This is a genomic window from Bacteroidales bacterium, from assembly GCA_021157585.1.
Taxonomy (GTDB): Bacteria; Bacteroidota; Bacteroidia; order Bacteroidales; family UBA12170; genus UBA12170.
Genome location: JAGGWH010000170.1, coordinates 1 through 16950, shown reverse-complemented (window position 1 = coordinate 16950; position 16950 = coordinate 1). Strand labels below are relative to the sequence as shown.

Genomic DNA, 16950 nt, shown 5'->3' with positions numbered 1-16950 from the left:
GCTCTTTTTGCATCTAATTCAGCGGCTACATCAGCACCGCCTATTAAATGTACTTTAATGCCAGCTTGTTCTAATGGCTCCTGAAGATTTCTAAGAGGTTCTTGTCCTGCACAAATTATCACTTGATCTACGTCTAATAATTCTTCTTTCCCTTTTCTTGAAATTAATAATCCTTTTTTGTCAAAGTTTAAGTAAGAACATCCATTTAGCATTTTTACATTTCTCTTAGTAAGACTTGCTCTATGTCCAAAGCCTGTAGTTTTCCCTAAACCTTTTCCTACTTTGCTTTCTTTTCTTTGCATTAGGAATATCTCTCTTGGAGAGCTTACTTTTTCAGGTGTTGCCAAACCGCCTCTTGTTTGGTTGAGCATATCTACTCCCCATTCTTTCATATAAGTCGGGATGTCTGTACTTGGAATAGTGCCTTCGTGACTTAAATATTCTGCAACATCAAAGCCTATTCCTCCTGCACCTATTATGGCTACTTTTTTATTTACGGGTTTTTTGTGTTTTAAAACATCGATATAGCTTAAGGTGTTTTCTTCGTTTCCGCCGGGTAATTTTATATCTCTGGGAGAAATTCCGGAAGCTAAAATAACTTCATCGAATTCTTTTAAATTTTCTACTGTTGCTTTGGTATTTAATCTTAAATCTACACTTGTAAGTTCTATTTTTCTTTTAAAATATCGAATTGTTTCATGAAATTCCTCTTTTCCGGGTACTTGTTTTGCTATATTGAACTGTCCGCCAATTTCAGCCTCAGCTTCAAATAAAGTAACTTTATGACCTCTTTCTGCTAAAATAGTGGCAGCAGACATTCCCGCAGGACCTGCGCCAACTACGGCTAATTTTTTAGGTTTTTCTACAGCTAAATAATTTAATTCCGTTTCTCTGCAGGCTCTGGGATTTACTAAACAAGAAGATTTTTTATTTTGAAAAACATGATCTAAACAACCTTGGTTACAGGCAAGACAGGTATTTATTTCATCCTCTCTTCCTTCAATGGTTTTTAATACAAAATCTGAATCTGCCAAAAAAGGTCTCGCCATCGAAACCATATCGGCATCTCCTTGTGCTAATACTTTTTCTGCTAATTCCGGAGTATTTATTCTATTGGTAGTAACCAAAGGGATAGATACTTCTTTTCTCATTTTTTTTGTTACCCAAGTAAATGCAGCTCTGGGTACACGAGTAGATATTGTAGGAACGCGTGCCTCATGCCACCCAATTCCTGTATTGATTATGGTTACTCCTGCCTTTTCCAGTTCTTTTGCTAAAAGTACAATTTCTTCCCAAGAGCTGCCGCTTTCAACCAAATCCAACATAGATAAGCGAAAGATTATGATAAATTCGTTCCCTACTTTTGCTTTCGTTTTCTTTACAATTTCTAATGCAAAACGCATTCTGTTTTCATAAGAACCTCCCCATTTATCGGTTCTTTTATTTGTTCTTTCAACCAAAAATTCATTTATTAAATAACCTTCCGAACCCATTATTTCTACACCATCGTATCCGGCTTTTTGAGCTAAAGCAGCAGTACGTACAAAATCATTTATGGTCCAGTTTATTAAGAAATTTGGCATTCGCCGAGCTTTGAAAGGAGTAATGGGTGATTTTGAAGTGCTTGGTGCTACATTAAATGGTATGTAAGCATATCTGCCGGCATGTAATATTTGCATGCAAATTTTTCCGCCTTCTTTGTGTACGGCTTCTGTAACAACCTTATGAAACTTCACCTCTTTGTTGTTAGTTAGTTTTCCGGCAAAGGGTTTAGTCCAACCGCTTCTGTTTGGAGCTACTCCTCCCGTAACAATGAGTCCTACTTGACCTTTGGCTCTTTCTGCAAAGAATTTTGCCATTTTATGTGGGTCTCCTTCTTCAAGACCAGTATGCATAGAACCCATCAAGACTCTATTTTTTAAAGTGGTAAAACCTAAATCAAGAGGTTTTAAAAGGTTGGGATATTTTGTCTGGTTCATATTGTAAATTTATAATGCATGCATTGTATTTTAGTACAAAGATAATTACATTATACTACTAGAAAAATTAGTAGATAATTAATATTGAATAAAAATAGTTATTTAATTTTTTGAACTGCTCCATCTTTTAAACGGTATTTTTCTTTGCTTTCGGGGCAGGTAGCAATGCCATTTTCGTCAAAATTAAGGCGATGTCCAAATTCGCTCATCCAGCCAATATGGCGAGCCGGATTTCCAACAACTAAAGCGTAGGCGGGAACAGTTTTGGTAACTACCGCTCCGGCACCAATAAAGGCAAATTCGCCTATATCGTGACCACAAACAATAGTAGAGTTTGCGCCTATAGATGCACCTTTTTTTACCAGTGTGCGCGAATATTCCCCTCTTCGTACAACATTACTTCTTGGATTAGTAACATTGGTAAAAACCATGCTTGGACCAAGAAAAACATCATCTTCGCATATAACGCCCGTATAAATGGAAACGTTGTTTTGCACTTTTACGTTTTTGCCTAAAACTACTTCGGGCGAAACCACAACGTTTTGTCCAATATTACATTTGTCGCCAAGCGTGCAATTAGACATAATATGACTGAAATGCCAGATTTTTACACCTTCGCCAATTTGGCAATTGTCATCAATAACGGCTGTTTCGTGGGCAAAATAATTTTTATTCATGGTATCTGTTTTTAAATTCTTCTTCTAAATTTTAGTTATTTATTGATATTCAATTCGAGATAAAGATGTAGTTATACCTCTTTGCTGCGAAGTTAGCATTTTTTGAAAGATTTCTAAATGGGCATGTTTAGTTTTGCCTTTTTTCCGTTATCCGTAATAAATCGCCAAAAACGCCTCTGGCAGTAACCTCTGCGCCGGCTCCTGCACCCTGAATAACAATAGGTTTGTTTCCATAGGACTCTGTATAGATTTCGAAAATGGAATCGGACTCTGTTAACTGCCCGAGGGAGCTGAATTTTGAAACGGAGATCAAATCAACTTTTAATATTCCTTTTTCATTTTGTAAGTCGCCATACAAATCGCCAATATAGCGCAATACATGGTCTTGCTTTTGCTTTTCTTTGAGTGCCTGATAAAAGGGATCTAAAGCATCCAATTGTGCCAAGAAGGTTTCGGTATCTCCTCCTCTCAAATCTTCAGGAATTAGATTTTTAATTTGTATATCGTCAAATTCATTTTCTAAATCTAATTCTCTGGCAAGAATCAATAATTTCCTTGCAACATCATTTCCACATAAATCTTCTCTTGGATCGGGTTCTGTAAAACCTTGCGCAATAGCTTTTTTTAAAACTGAACTGAAAGACACTTCTTGAGAAGAAAATGTATTGAATAAATAGCTCAAAGAACCAGAAAATACCCCCCGAATACGTGTAATATTTTCACCGGAATCGTGCAGTAATTTGATGGTGTCAATCAGAGGGAGTCCTGCACCAACATTGGTTTCGTAGAGATATTGTTTGTTGTGTTGTTTGAGCTTTGTTCTTGTGTTTTTGTAAAACTGAAAACTAGAAGTGTTGGCTAGTTTATTTGACGAAACAAGATCAAAACCTTGCTCTATTAGGGTATCGTATTCTTTTACAAACGCACTACTTGTTGTATTGTCAATGGCAATTAAATTCTCCAAATGATGTTGGGAGGCATATTCAATAACTTGCTGAATGCTTTCGTTTTTTGCCGCTTTTTTATATGTTTCTTTCCAGTTTTTGTTAACACCACTTTTGTCGAGGATTATATTTTTGGTTCCTGCAATCGCAAAAATATTCAGCTTCGTCTGCTTTCGTTTTACTATCTGATCTTGACTCTTCAGAATCTGATTAATCAGAGATCCTCCAACGTTTCCTTTTCCAAAAATGGCAATATTTATTTTCCTTGTAATCCCAAATATTTGCGAGTGAATAACATTTACTGCTTTGGTGGCAAAATCATTTTTTACAACTAAACTTATGTTCTTGCCATTGAGTGTGTTATTGATTAAAAGCACTTCGATATTGTTTTTAGCTAAAGCCTGAAAAGAGGAGGAGAATGTTTTTAGATTTTGACCGACAATGGTGATAACCGATACATCCTGCAGTTGGGAAATTGAACTGATGTCTTTTTCATTTATCTCAGTTCTAAACTCTTTTTTTAGTGCCGAGACTGCTGTTTTTGTTTGATTTTTTGCAATAACAAAACCAATACTTCTTTCTGATGAGCCTTGCGAAATAATACCTATACTGATATCTTTTTTACTTAGAGCTTCAAAAATTCGGGCATCAAGACCTATTTTTCCAAGCATCCCACGTCCTTCAATATAAATAATTCCAAGATCGTTTTGAACGGAGATTGTTTTTACTTCTTTATTATTATTTGCCGCGCTGATTAGTGTTCCCTTGGAAGATGGATTAAATGTGTTGAGTATCCGCAAAGGAATCTTGTTTTCAATAAGCGGGATAATGGTTTTGGCATGCAGTATTGAAGCTCCAAAATTTGCCAATTCGTTGGCTTCTTGGTAGTTTAAATGCTTGATAATTTGAGCGTCTTCGACTTGAATAGGATTAGCGGTATAGATTCCGTCAACATGGGTGTAATTATGTAATTCGTTTGCATTCAGGTATTTGGATAGAAGTGCTGCAGAATAATTACTACCGTTTCTTCCCAAAGTGGTAGTCTGTCCATTTTTGTCTGAAGCAATAAAACCACTTACAATAGGCAAGGTTTTGGAAGGGATTTGATTAAAAAATGTGATGGTATTTGCTTTTGAAAGCTCTTCTTTAATTTGAGCACAACCAAAATTACTGTTGGATCTAAAGAATAAACGGCTGTCGATAGGAATGCTTTCAGTCCCTTTTTTGTTAAGCAAAGCCGAAACCATTTTTGTCGCTAACATTTCTCCTTGTGCTAAAACCAAATCCTTTATTTTTAAGCTGTAGTCGCCAATAAGCTGTACCCCTTCAAAAATCTTTTCCAATTGATTGAATTCAGTACTAAAATCGATATCCGGTAATGGCAGTGTTTGGTAATTTTTAAAATCTCTCCAAGCGGATAGATATTCTTTATTTTGTTGAGCTAAGGCTAATATATGCTCGAGATCATCTGTTGCATTTCCCCTCGCTGAAAGCACAACAATGAATTTTTCTTTTTCGATGGTTTTATTTTGAATGATAGAAATTACATTTTTAATTCCTAAACCGTTGGAGAGCGATTTACCTCCGAATTTTATTATTTTCATTTGAAAAGTGGTTTTAAAATATTGCTAAGTTGTTCGAATTCAATAAGAAATGCATCATGCCCATGAATGGATATGATTTCGTGGTATTCATTTCTTATTTTTAGTTTATCAAGTGTGGTTTTTGTTTTTAGATTTTCTTCTTTTACAAAAAACAAATCAGAGTTAATGGCAATTTGAATAATGGTTGATTGAATGGGTTTTACAGCTTTTTCGAATGATGATTTCCCTTTGGAAATATCAACCGTTGTAAGTAAATGATTCATCATTTTATAGGCTAAAAGATCAAATCTACTCTCTAGTTTTTCCCCATGATGTTTTAGCCACGATTCTATCTGAAACAGTTCTCCATTTTTAGTTTTTGTACGCTTGAATTTTTGGGCAAGAGAAGCCGGAGTTCGGTAAAAAAGCATAGCCATCATTCTTGCTGTTTGCATTGGATTTGGCGATGTGTTTAATATGTTTTCTTGGATAAAGTTATGTCCAATAATCCAATCCGATGATTTCCAATCCGCTGCTACAGGAATAAGATAGTGAATGAATTTGGGTTCTAAAGCTGCCATTTCCCATGCGATTCCACCACCTAAAGAGCCTCCAATTGCAGAGTGTAATTTTTTAATGCCAATAAATTTGAGGACGCTAATGAAGATTTTAGCAATATCTTTAGCCGTAAAATCTTTATAATTTTCAATCAGTTTATTGTGGTATCCATTGCCTGGGATATTGATGGCAATTACGGTATATTTATCGGTATCAATAACTTTGCCTTTTCCGATTAAATATTTCCACCAACCTTTTGTATTGCTTGCTATATCAGAATTTCCGGTAAGTGCATGATTTACTAAAACCACTGGAGCCGTATGAAGTTTTTTGCCAAATATTTGATAGGAAACATCTATTTTCCCTAACTGTTGCCCTCTAAAGCTTTGGTAGTTATCTGTAGAATAAAATAAAATTTGATCGTTCATTTTGTTTTTTTTAAAGCTTGTTCTATATCTGCTTTTATATCTTCTACATCTTCTAATCCTATGGATAGGCGAATTAAATCTTGGCTAACTCCTGTGCTTAATTGTTGTTCTTCGGTTAGTTGCTGATGTGTTGTACTTGCAGGATGTATGATGAGTGATTTGGTATCGCCAATATTGGCAAGAAGAGAAAATAAGCTTGTTGAATCTGTAAATTTTTTAGCAGCTTCAAAACCTCCTTTTAATCCAAAGGTTACAATTCCACTTTGTCCTTTTGGAAGATATTTTTTGGCTAATCTGTAATATTTATTGCTTTTCAGTCCGGGATAATTTACCCAAGCCACTTCTTCTTTAGTTTCAAGCCATTGTGCAATTTCAAGTGCATTTATCGAATGTTGTTTTATTCTTACGGTTAATGTTTCTAATCCTTGGATTAATTGAAAAGCACTCAAAGGACTTAGTGATCCACCAAAATCGCGTAAGCCTTCTAATCTCAGTTTGGCAATAAAAGCGGCATTTCCAAGTGCTTCAGTATAAATTAAACCGTGGTATCCTTTTGAGGGTTCTGTAAATTCCGGAAATTTTCCATTGGTCCAATCAAAAGTGCCGGCATCGATAACCGCACCACCAAGCGAAGTTCCTTGTCCTCCAATAAATTTGGTTAAGGAGTGAATAACAATATTTGCTCCATATTTAATTGGATTTAAAAGGGCAGGAGAGGCTACGGTATTATCAACAATTAAAGGAATATGATTTGCGTTGGCTACTTTTGCAATTGCCTCTATATCCAAAACATCTAATTTGGGATTGCCCAGAGACTCTATAAATATGATTTTGGTTTGAGGCTTTATAGCTTTTTGGAAATTTTCAATAATATCAGCATCTACAAAGGTAGTTTCAATACCATATCTCTTTAAAGTAGTCTCAAGCAAATTGTATGTTCCGCCGTATAAACTACTTGAGGAGACAATATGATCTTTGGTTTTTAAAAGGCTTAATAAGGTGGTAGAAATAGCAGCAGTTCCTGAAGCGAAAACAGCAGCCCCAATTCCTTCTTCAACCGCTGCAAGTCTCTGTTCCAGAATATCATTGGTTGGATTGTTAAGTCGTGTATAGATATATCCGGATTCTTTTAATGAGAATAAATTGGCGGCATGATCAGTACTTTTAAATACATAAGAACTTGTTTGATAAATAGGAACTGCGCGGCTACTTTGCGTTGATGTTGTATCATGTCCTATATGTATTGCTTTGCTAGATTGTTTTAAATATTTCATTTTATTGATTTTGTATTACTCGTAATTCTTATTCAAAAAAAAGTCCCTTTGGCTTTAGGTATTGCCAAAGGGACTTAAAATTAGTGTTTCTTTCTTTTAGTCTAGGCAATACCAATGCATTGTTTGCATCATCATTCGCATTGATTCTGTATTGCTTACTGAGTATTTTGTTGTCATGTTTTTTTAAATAAAAAAGGCCTTTACAAATTGCAAAGGCCTTTAAATTGTATTGTATATTTTTTATACAAGAGGGCTCTTTGCGAGAATCTCTTCACACATCATCATAGAGCGCATAATTGTATTTTGTTTCTTCATTGAGCGACAAAATTAGAAAAACATTTTGATATTTTGGCAAGTTATTTTTTAGTTTTTAAAAAATCTATGTTCAACAGTTAGTTAAGATAAGCGGGCTAAGCTGTAAATAAATATTATAGTGCTCTTGTAGTTGAAGCCGTAATTCGATCTATACTATGATATTTTCGTAAATATTAGGAAGCTAGTTACATATTTTCAAATTCCTGTTTCAGTTTTTTTGGTAGCGATTCTGTAATTAAATTATAGGAATGATCAATTAATTTTTTAATAAGTTTCTTAGGAATAGAACCGTCAATAGTTATTGTATTCCAGAGTTTTTTGTTTAAGTGAAAACCAGGTATTATAGCTGAATATTTTTCTCTAAGCTCAATGGCATATTCCGGATCACATTTTAAGCTAATTCTTAATTCTCCATCTAAGCTTATTAGTGCAAACATTTTATTCATAACTTTTAAAACAAGAGTTACATCATCAAAAGGAAAGCTCTCTGTAGTAGCCTGTTTGCTTAAACAATAAATGCGTAAATCTTCAATATTCATCTGTCGAAGGTAGTTGATTTTGAAATAATAATTAAGAATAATAATTGAAAATATTGAAGCATATAAAAAGATAGTTATGAATTGTTAATACAATTTTTCAGACGATTAAAAATTAAAACTCTTTTTCCGTACTTTTGTTAAGAATTAGAAATAAATTACCCCAATATTTGATATGGATACATTGAAAGTTGGAGACCAATCGCCTGATTTTAAAGGTGTTGATCAGGATGAAAAAGAAGTTAAGCTAAGCGATTTTAAAGGTAAAAAGCTAGTGCTGTACTTTTATCCAAAGGCTAGTACCCCCGGATGTACAGCAGAATCTTGCAATTTTAGAGATAATTATCAAAGCTTGATTGAAAAAGGATTTGCTGTTGTTGGTGTGAGTGCAGATAGCGTTAAAAGACAAAAGAATTTTGCCGAGAAAAATACATTACCTTTTCCATTAATCGCCGATGAGGATAAGGAGATTATCAAGGCATTTGGCTGTTGGGGACCTAAGAAATTGTATGGAAGAGAATACGAAGGTATTTATCGGAAAACCTTTCTTATTGATGAAAATGGAGTTATTGAATTAATTATAGAAAAAGTAAAAACCAAGGCAGCTACTGAACAATTGCTAGTAGCTTTAGAATCTAAAAAATAAATTAAGTATGGCAAAATCAAATAATGAGCAAGATATAAAGAAAGAAAAGCTGAAAGCACTTCAGCTTACCTTAGATAAAATTGAAAAATCCTACGGAAAAGGAGCTGTTATGAAAATGGGAGATTCTGCTGTTGTACCCATTGCTTCTATTTCAACCGGTTCTTTAGGCTTAGATACTGCTTTAGGAATTGGTGGACTTCCTCGTGGTCGTGTGGTTGAGATTTACGGACCGGAGTCGTCGGGTAAAACAACTTTGGCTATTCATGCCATTGCCGAAGCTCAGAAAGCCGGCGGTATTGCGGCTTTTATAGATGCTGAGCATGCTTTCGATCGCTTTTATGCTGAGAGTTTAGGCGTTGATGTTGAGAACCTTTTGATTTCTCAACCCGATAATGGTGAGCAAGCTTTGGAAATTACTGAAAATTTAATCCGTTCCGGAGCTATTGATATTATTGTGATTGATTCTGTTGCAGCCCTAACTCCACGATCTGAGATTGAAGGAGAGATGGGTGACTCAAAAATGGGCTTACATGCGCGTTTAATGTCGCAAGCCCTACGTAAGCTTACAGGAACTATCAATAAAACCGGGGCTACCTGTATTTTCATTAATCAGCTGCGTGAGAAAATTGGTGTTATGTTTGGCAACCCCGAAACAACTACAGGTGGAAATGCTCTTAAGTTCTATGCCAGTATTCGTTTAGATATTCGTAAGATAGCTGTTCTTAAAGATAAAGATAATGTTATTGGAACACGCGTTCGTGTTAAAGTTGTTAAGAATAAAGTAGCGCCACCATTCCGTCAGGCTGAATTTGAAATTATGTTCGGTAAAGGAATTTCTAAAATGGGCGAAATTGTTGATTTAGGTGTGGATTACGACATAGTGAAAAAAGCAGGTAGCTGGTTTAGTTATGGTGATACAAAACTTGGTCAGGGGAGAGATGCTGTAAAAGCATTATTGCTTGATAATCCTGAATTAGCCGAAGAGTTAGAAACAAAAATTAAAGCCGCAATGAAGGCTTAGTATTTATAATTTTGATATTAAGGTCGGTATTTATATCGACCTTTTTTTGTTTTTAACCTCAATAAATTAAGATAAGTTTTTAAGAGTAGTCTTTTTTAAGAGTTTCTAACTCAACAACGAGCTTGTCGGTAGAAGCTTTGAGTTTTACAAAAAGATCTTTAAGTCCGTTACTATCGCCGGCACGTCCTTTTTCTTCAATAGTACGTGCAAGATCTTCAGACTCTTTGTCAAAGAAATTTGCAGTAACACCTTTTAAACTATGAGCCGCTTTGTAAATTTGATCTAAATCACCCAGATTAATTAATTCTTCGAGTTTTGACATCCTATCGGGATATTCTGTAATATAAATATCAATAATTTCGCGCACAATTTCTTTATCAAAGATTTCGTAGTTCGAAGCAAAAATGGCTTTGTCTAACATAGTTTTATATTTTGTGCCGTAAAGATAAAGAAAAATACTAAAGTGATAGATTGAAGATTACAAAATGACATTAAATTTTTATAATCCTATTATTTGATATTTTCAAACTTAAATTTTTGAAGTTTATTTTCTTCCGGCTTAAGCTGGATAGAGCTAAAGTCAATTTTAAGGCTACAGTTAGCGCAAGATCCTCCGGCACAACCCATACTGTTTCCTTGGTCTTTAGACGGCCTGAAAAATATAAATGCTTGGCGCAGTAAATGAAGTGCCGTTGCAGTTAGGATTATATAAACGATAATTTCTTGTAACATAACTAAATAATTAGGCTTCCGATTTGATAAACGAGAAAAGATAAAATCCAAGCAAGTGTAGTAGAATAAACTACTAAAAATGCAGCCCATTTCCAACTTCCCGATTCTCTTTTAACTGCTGCTACAACAGCAATACAGGGAAAATAAATCAGCACAAATATTAAAAATGATATCGCTACTAATGGAGAGAATACAGGGTTTCCTTTGCGTGGACCATCTTCGTATACAGCATTTTGTAAACGTTTTGTAAGAACTTCAGGTTCTTCCTCTGAATTTGCTTGATAAAGTACTCCTATGGTGCTGACTACAATTTCTTTTGCAGCAGCTCCTGCTATTAGACTGACTCCCATTTTCCAATCAAATCCCAAGGGGGCAATAACAGGCTCTACAAATTTACCGAGTTTTCCAATATAACTACCTGCTTGTCTTTCACTTTCTTTAGCCATTTTTAAAGAATGTATTTTTGATTGCAGTTTGAGATTGAGCTCTTTTTGTTTGCTTCTGTTTAAGCTGGGAGTAAGGATAATTGTATTGTCGTATTCTTCTTGTGCTTGTTGAATCTGGACGTCATAGTCCTGACTAAAAGGAATTTCACGAGGAAAATAACCCGCAGCCCAAATAATAATTGAAGCAATAAGAATTATACCTCCCATCTTCTGTAGATACTGTTTGGCTTTAAACCATATATGTTTAACGGTATTTCTGAAAGTAGGAATACGATATGGTGGCAATTCCATTACAAAAGGCGATTCATTAGCTTTGAAAATAGTTTTTTTGAATATGATGGCAACTATAATTGCAACCAAAATACCAAAAGTATAAATGCTAAATAAAACGGTGCTCGCCCTATCCGGGAAAAAAGCACCGATAATTAAAATATAAACAGGAAGACGTGCCGAGCAAGACATAAATGGATTTATGAGCATTGTGAGTAAGCGGTCGTTTCTGTTCTCAATGGTTCTGGTGGCCATAATTGCCGGCACATTACATCCAAAGCCCATAAGCATAGGAATAAATGAGCGACCGTGGAGCCCTATTTTATGCATGAGCTTATCCATAATAAAGGCAACACGAGCCATATATCCGGTGTCTTCCATCAGACTGATAAAGAAGAAAAGAATAAGTATATTGGGTAAAAAAACTATCACTCCACCTACACCTCCAATAATTCCATCTATAAATAAATCTTTTAGCATGCCGTTGGGCATAGTATCTCTCAGGATTTCGCTAATAAAGGTAATGCCGGAGTCTATCCAATTCATAGGATATTCTCCAAGGTTGAATGTGGTGTAAAACATTAGCCACATAAAGCCTAAAAAGAGAGGAAAGGCAAATATTTTATTTGTTAAAAAAGCATCAATAATATGTACATTTTCCCATTTACGTACGGCTCCGGCTTTTAATGTTTCTTTTAATGCTCCTGCGATAAATGCATATTTTGCGTCAGCAACAAGGGTTTCAGGGTTTTCTTTATAAGTTTTTTGTAATTTCTGTTGTGCTTTTTTTGTTGTGTGTTTTATACGGTCGGCATTATGACAATTAGAAATACGTTCTTTAGTTTTATCGTCGTTTTCGAGTAATTTAATTGCCAAGAAGCGAGAAGAAATTAAGTCTGTTAAGTTATAATTTCCCTTTACTTTTATATCACTTTGTATTTTATTTATCGATTCTTCAAGGTCTAAGCCGTAATTTATATGAATATGTCTTACAATCTCATTACGATCTTCGTAAACGTCGGTAATGGTATCAAATAATTCCTTTAAGCCTTCACCTTTTTTTCCGTTTGTAGGAACCATCGGGATTCCAATCATTTTTCCTAAAGAAATATAGTCAAGTATGGCTCCATGTTTAGTGAGTTCGTCCCACATATTTAGTGCCATCACTACCTTAATATCCATATCGATAAGTTGGGTAGTTAGGAAGAGATTACGCTCTAAGTTTGAGCTGTCAACAACATTTAGAACAACATCCGGAACTTGTTCAAGGACATAATTGCGAACATAGAGTTCCTCCGGTGTATAATGAGTAATAGAATATGTTCCGGGTAAATCAACTAAGTTAAATTGATATCCATTTTGGTAAAAACGTGCTTCTTTGGCCGAAACGGTAACTCCTGTATAATTTCCCACATGTTCTTTAGATCCCGAGGCAAAATTAAATAAGCTTGTTTTTCCACTATTGGGATTTCCTACTAAAGCAACATTTATAATTTTATCTTTTCGTATCCTGCCTCGTTTTGGACCTCCTTCGTCGAGAGTACCTTGATATCCGTTTTTTCTTATTCTGCCGGGTTCGTCTTCGTAAATAACATCAATCATTTTGGCTTCCTGAGCTCGTAATGATATGTCGTAACCCATAATTTTGTATTCTATGGGATCTTGTAAGGGAGCTTTTTTAATAACGCTGACTTTTTTACCCACGACAAAACCCATTTCGATAATACGTTTACGAAATGCACCACGTCCTTTTACTTTTACAATAATACCAGTTTCTCCCTGTGTGAGTTCGAGAAGCGCTTTCATTAGCCAATTTTATTTGAAAGCAAAAGTACGGAAAAGGCTTGATTTTACGAAGTTTGTAATGAAAATACCCACTTATTGGGATATTAACTTAAGTTTTATAAAAGATGTAAATACAACTTACTTCTGTTTATTGTACTTAATTTGGTGAATGGCTTTTACTGCATTTAATAATCGTATACCCCAATGTGTTTCGAATTGGATTTTGCACTCTAAAATAGCGTTTTCACGTGCTGTTTGAGTGTTTTTTGTATAGAGGATTATAAAATCTTTAAGGTCTTGATAAACATCTGTAAGATTATCCGCAATATTTGCTTTTGTGGCTTCGGTATCGTCACTAAATTCTAAAACCCAATAATTATCCAAAGGTTTTAGCTTATTTCTAAGTTCATTAAAGATTATTTCCCAAGTTTCAGCAGTTACATAACGCTCCATATAAGAGTCGTCTGCAACTTTAATGTCGGGCAAAAGAGAGCCTTTTAAGTAGAGTAAGGGAATTATTTTTTGGAAATAATTTAAGATGTCTTCTTGAGAGTAAGAATCTATTTTTTCCATAAATAAGCAAAACTCATGGGCAACGGTAATCATTTCTAAAACACTTTTCGATAGTGTCAAATTTTCGTCTGTATTACTCATCTCTAAAGAATTTTAATATTAACTTTAAAAACTAAAGTAAAAAAAAACTCCGAATATCGAAGTTTTTAATCTGTTTTAGAAAAGGAGATTATACTCTCTTTTCTTTGATTCTTGCTTTTTTACCTTTTAATCCTCTTAAGTAGAAGATACGTGCTCTACGAACAACTCCACGACGATTAACAACAATGTCGTCAATGTTAGGTGAAGATAAAGGGAAGATTCTTTCAACTCCAACATTGTTTGAAATTTTACGAACTGTAAAAGTTTCTGTTGTAGAGCTACCGGAACGCTGAAGAACAACACCTTGGAAATTCTGGATACGTTCTTTGCTTCCTTCTTTAATTTTATATTTTACAGTAACAGTATCACCTGCTTTAAAATCAGGATATTGTTTCATTTCTACTGAATCCTCGACGAATTTTATAAGGGCTGGTTTACTCATTATGTTCTATTTATCTGTTTCTAAAAAGAGTGCAAATATACGGGTATTAATTTGTTTTGTACAAGAAATTTTTAAAATTAATTTCTTGCATTTTTTGTTTTAATCTTGTTAATCGCTTAACAGCTGTTCAACTATCATATAATCAGTTATATATGAATGGTAAAAAGCTTGAGTCTTATCTTAAAGATTAGAAAATAAATTATGTTTAATCAAGCAAATCCGGACGTCTTTTTTGCGTTCTTTCCAATGCTTGTTGATGTTTCCATTCTGCTATGACTTTCTCATTTCCTGATAGAAGAATATCAGGAACTTTAAAACCTTTAAAATCGTAGGGGCGTGTGTAAACCGGAGGAGAGAGTAATCCGTCTTGAAATGAATCCGAGAGGGCAGAGGTTTCATCGCCTAAAACACCCGGAATTAAACGGATTAAAGCATCGCTAACAACTATTGCTGCCAATTCTCCGCCTGATAGTACATAGTCGCCTATACTTATTTCGTGAGTGATATAATTTTCTCTAATGCGCTCATCAATACCTTTATAATGTCCGCAAAGCAAGAGTATGTTTTTAAAAGAAGAAAAATGATTGGCTGTTTTTTGATTAAAAACTTTCCCGTCGGGAGTCATAAATATGATAGCATCGTAATTTACTTTACTTTTTAAATCTTCTATTGCTGCTACAATGGGTTCAGCCATCATTACCATTCCCGCACCACCGCCATAGGGATAGTCATCAACTTTTTTATGTTTGTTGGTAGAATAGGCTCTAATATCGTGAATGTGGATTTTTGCCAAGCCTTTTTCTTGGGCGCGTTTAATAATAGAATGACTAAATGGCCCTTCAAACATTTCGGGAAATATGCTCAGTATATCGATGCGCATAGCTTGGTATTTATATTTTTGCAGCAATAAATTTCTCAAGTTTTACTAAATCGGCACTAAACTTACGAATGCCTTCGGCTAACTTTTCTGTTGCCATTGCATTTTCGTTAAATAACCAACGGAATGATTTTTCATCCAATTCAGTCTTTTCAATTTCTTTGGCTTTTGCTGTTTCACTATTTAGTTTTTGCTCAATATTTTTATTGGAAGCTTCCAGTTCGGCTAATAAATTTGGTGAGATGGTGAGCAAATCACAGCCGGCTAATTCGGTTATTTCGCCGGTATTGCGGAAGCTGGCTCCCATAATCTCTGTTTTATAATCGAATTTTTTATAATAATTGAAAATTTCTGTAACAGATAAAACGCCGGGATCTTCGGTAGGATCAATATTATCAACACCACGATCTTTTTTATACCAATCTAAGATACGACCAACAAAAGGCGAAATAAGCTGAACACCGGCTTCGGCACAAGCAATAGCTTGAACCTCGCTAAAAAGTAAGGTTAGGTTACAATGTATTCCTTCGTTTTCTAAAACTTCGGCAGCGCGAATACCTTCCCAAGTAGCGGCAATTTTTATTAGGATACGCTCGCGACTAATGCCTGATGATTCGTAAAGGTGAATAAGAAAGCGAGCTTTTTCAATTGTGGCTTTAGTATCGAAAGAAAGGCGAGCATCTACTTCTGTAGAAACACGACCCGGAACTATTTTTAATATTTCGAGTCCGAAATTTACAGCTAACCTATCCATACAATAGCTCAGCTGCTTTGTTTTGTCTTTAGAGCGAGCTTGGGCATAAGCAATAGCATCGCCCAATAGGTAATCGTATTTTGGATCTTGTGCCGCAGCATAAATCAAAGATGGATTAGTAGTGGAATCAATGGGTTTAAATTGTTGAATTGATTCAAAATCGCCTGTATCGGCAACTACTTTAGTGTATTTCTTTAATTGTTCTAAGCTGTTCATATTTGTATGTTTTTTAGTCCTCGTTAAAAATTTCTTCTTCACTCATTTTAATAATATCTCGGTATTCTATAAACCAATCTTCAAACTTATTCATTTGTTTAAAAAAGAAGTCGAAAATCTGATTCCAATCGTCTTCATTAAATAGGCTTAGGTTTGTTTTCTCTACATATATTCTAAAGACTTCTTTGCCATCTCCGGTAATATAATGATCGTTCCAAATTAGCTGTTGATTAAATTCTTCATCGAGCAAAGCTTTTAGGCTTTGCATTTTCTCAAAATATTTCAGCTGTCTTTGAAGTCCTTTTGAAGCAATTTCAAAACCAACCTGAACCGCTTTATTATCGGTGTCAAACTTTAAATTGAAGCCTTTAATACCTGTTTTCTGAAGCATCCACGTGGAACTTTTACCCAATCGTTTTCGGCCTTTTTTGCTAAACTTCTCAAAGCTGTTCCAAAATTTCTTCCGAATAATTTTTGCTTCTTCTTTGGAATACATTCCTCGATTTTTTGCAAAAATAAGAATCTTATACCAATTGTATTTTAAAATATGCTTAAAAAGCATTTTAAAATTTACAATGGTCAATACCGATATATAATTAACGAGGCTTTTGGAGCTTTAGCTTGTGATAATATCTGACTAATAGAAAATTTGTTAGAAAAAGCTTAATCGTGAGATTAAGCTTAGCAAGAGATTGCCTGTAGAATTAGTGTATTTTGAAGAGTTTGAAAGAATTGATAAAGCGTTTTACCGTGAAAAGCAAGTACAGGGTTGGAGTAGAAAAAAGAAAGAAGCATTGATTAAGGGTGAGTATG

General features: G+C 34.7%; 16 protein-coding genes. 2 read left to right on the top strand and 14 right to left on the bottom strand.

What is annotated here, in order from left to right; translation table 11 throughout:
• From J7K39_11945 to J7K39_11920, 6 genes are all read right to left on the bottom strand, one after another.
• Positions 1-1979: NADPH-dependent 2,4-dienoyl-CoA reductase (locus tag J7K39_11945; GenBank protein ID MCD6180605.1), on the bottom strand; the 1979-nt coding region annotated here is incomplete at its 3' end.
• 98 nt (positions 1980-2077) lie between these two features.
• Positions 2078-2656 (bottom strand): N-acetyltransferase, encoded by a 579-nt coding sequence (locus J7K39_11940; protein MCD6180604.1) that lies wholly within the window; start codon positions 2654-2656, stop codon positions 2078-2080.
• 127 nt (positions 2657-2783) lie between these two features.
• Positions 2784-5204 carry a bifunctional aspartate kinase/homoserine dehydrogenase I gene (gene thrA, locus J7K39_11935; protein MCD6180603.1) on the bottom strand — a complete coding sequence of 807 codons (2421 nt, stop codon included), beginning with the start codon at positions 5202-5204 and terminating at the stop codon, positions 2784-2786.
• Positions 5201-6169, bottom strand: coding sequence for an alpha/beta fold hydrolase (locus J7K39_11930; protein ID MCD6180602.1), 969 nt, complete (start codon positions 6167-6169; stop codon positions 5201-5203). Before J7K39_11930 ends, thrA begins: the two co-directional genes overlap by 4 nt.
• Positions 6166-7443 carry an O-acetylhomoserine aminocarboxypropyltransferase/cysteine synthase gene (locus J7K39_11925; protein MCD6180601.1) on the bottom strand — a complete coding sequence of 426 codons (1278 nt, stop codon included), beginning with the start codon at positions 7441-7443 and terminating at the stop codon, positions 6166-6168. The genes J7K39_11930 and J7K39_11925 overlap by 4 nt, the downstream gene beginning before the upstream one ends.
• Before the next feature lie 500 nt (positions 7444-7943).
• Complete coding sequence (locus J7K39_11920; GenBank protein MCD6180600.1) at positions 7944-8297, bottom strand: MmcQ/YjbR family DNA-binding protein; 354 nt, start codon at positions 8295-8297, stop codon at positions 7944-7946.
• Between the two features lie 181 nt (positions 8298-8478).
• On the opposite strand from J7K39_11920, the gene bcp reads away from it, so the two are divergent.
• Together bcp and recA are read left to right on the top strand one after the other, a co-directional pair.
• On the top strand, positions 8479-8940 hold the full coding sequence (gene bcp, locus J7K39_11915) for a thioredoxin-dependent thiol peroxidase (GenBank protein MCD6180599.1): 462 nt from the start codon (positions 8479-8481) through the stop codon (positions 8938-8940).
• Positions 8941-8947: 7 nt separating this feature from the next.
• A complete protein-coding gene (recA, locus tag J7K39_11910; GenBank protein ID MCD6180598.1) occupies positions 8948-9961 on the top strand; it encodes a recombinase RecA in 1014 nt (337 codons plus the stop codon).
• A gap of 79 nt (positions 9962-10040) precedes the next feature.
• Here the strand turns inward: recA and J7K39_11905 are convergent, their stop codons facing one another.
• The 8 genes from J7K39_11905 to J7K39_11870 all read right to left on the bottom strand — a co-directional run bounded on the left by J7K39_11905 (position 10041) and on the right by J7K39_11870 (position 16633).
• The gene (locus J7K39_11905; GenBank protein MCD6180597.1) at positions 10041-10382 is read right to left on the bottom strand and encodes an Hpt domain-containing protein; all 342 of its coding nucleotides are present in this window, start codon (positions 10380-10382) and stop codon (positions 10041-10043) included.
• A gap of 89 nt (positions 10383-10471) precedes the next feature.
• Positions 10472-10693 carry a hypothetical protein gene (locus J7K39_11900; protein MCD6180596.1) on the bottom strand — a complete coding sequence of 74 codons (222 nt, stop codon included), beginning with the start codon at positions 10691-10693 and terminating at the stop codon, positions 10472-10474.
• Positions 10694-10695: 2 nt separating this feature from the next.
• Positions 10696-13215 carry a ferrous iron transport protein B gene (gene feoB / locus J7K39_11895; protein MCD6180595.1) on the bottom strand — a complete coding sequence of 840 codons (2520 nt, stop codon included), beginning with the start codon at positions 13213-13215 and terminating at the stop codon, positions 10696-10698.
• Between the two features lie 117 nt (positions 13216-13332).
• On the bottom strand, positions 13333-13848 hold the full coding sequence (locus J7K39_11890; GenBank protein ID MCD6180594.1) for a DUF5063 domain-containing protein: 516 nt from the start codon (positions 13846-13848) through the stop codon (positions 13333-13335).
• 88 nt (positions 13849-13936) lie between these two features.
• Positions 13937-14290: a 50S ribosomal protein L19 gene (rplS, locus tag J7K39_11885; GenBank protein ID MCD6180593.1), complete on the bottom strand. Its 354-nt coding sequence runs from the start codon at positions 14288-14290 to the stop codon at positions 13937-13939.
• Between the two features lie 205 nt (positions 14291-14495).
• Positions 14496-15170, bottom strand: a complete 675-nt coding sequence (gene trmD, locus J7K39_11880) for a tRNA (guanosine(37)-N1)-methyltransferase TrmD (protein ID MCD6180592.1) — start codon at positions 15168-15170, stop codon at positions 14496-14498.
• Positions 15171-15180: 10 nt separating this feature from the next.
• Complete coding sequence (gene tal, locus J7K39_11875; GenBank protein ID MCD6180591.1) at positions 15181-16137, bottom strand: transaldolase; 957 nt, start codon at positions 16135-16137, stop codon at positions 15181-15183.
• 13 nt (positions 16138-16150) lie between these two features.
• Entirely contained in the window at positions 16151-16633 is a 483-nt protein-coding gene (locus J7K39_11870; GenBank protein MCD6180590.1) for a DUF4268 domain-containing protein, read from the bottom strand.
• Positions 16634-16950 lie beyond the last annotated feature (317 nt).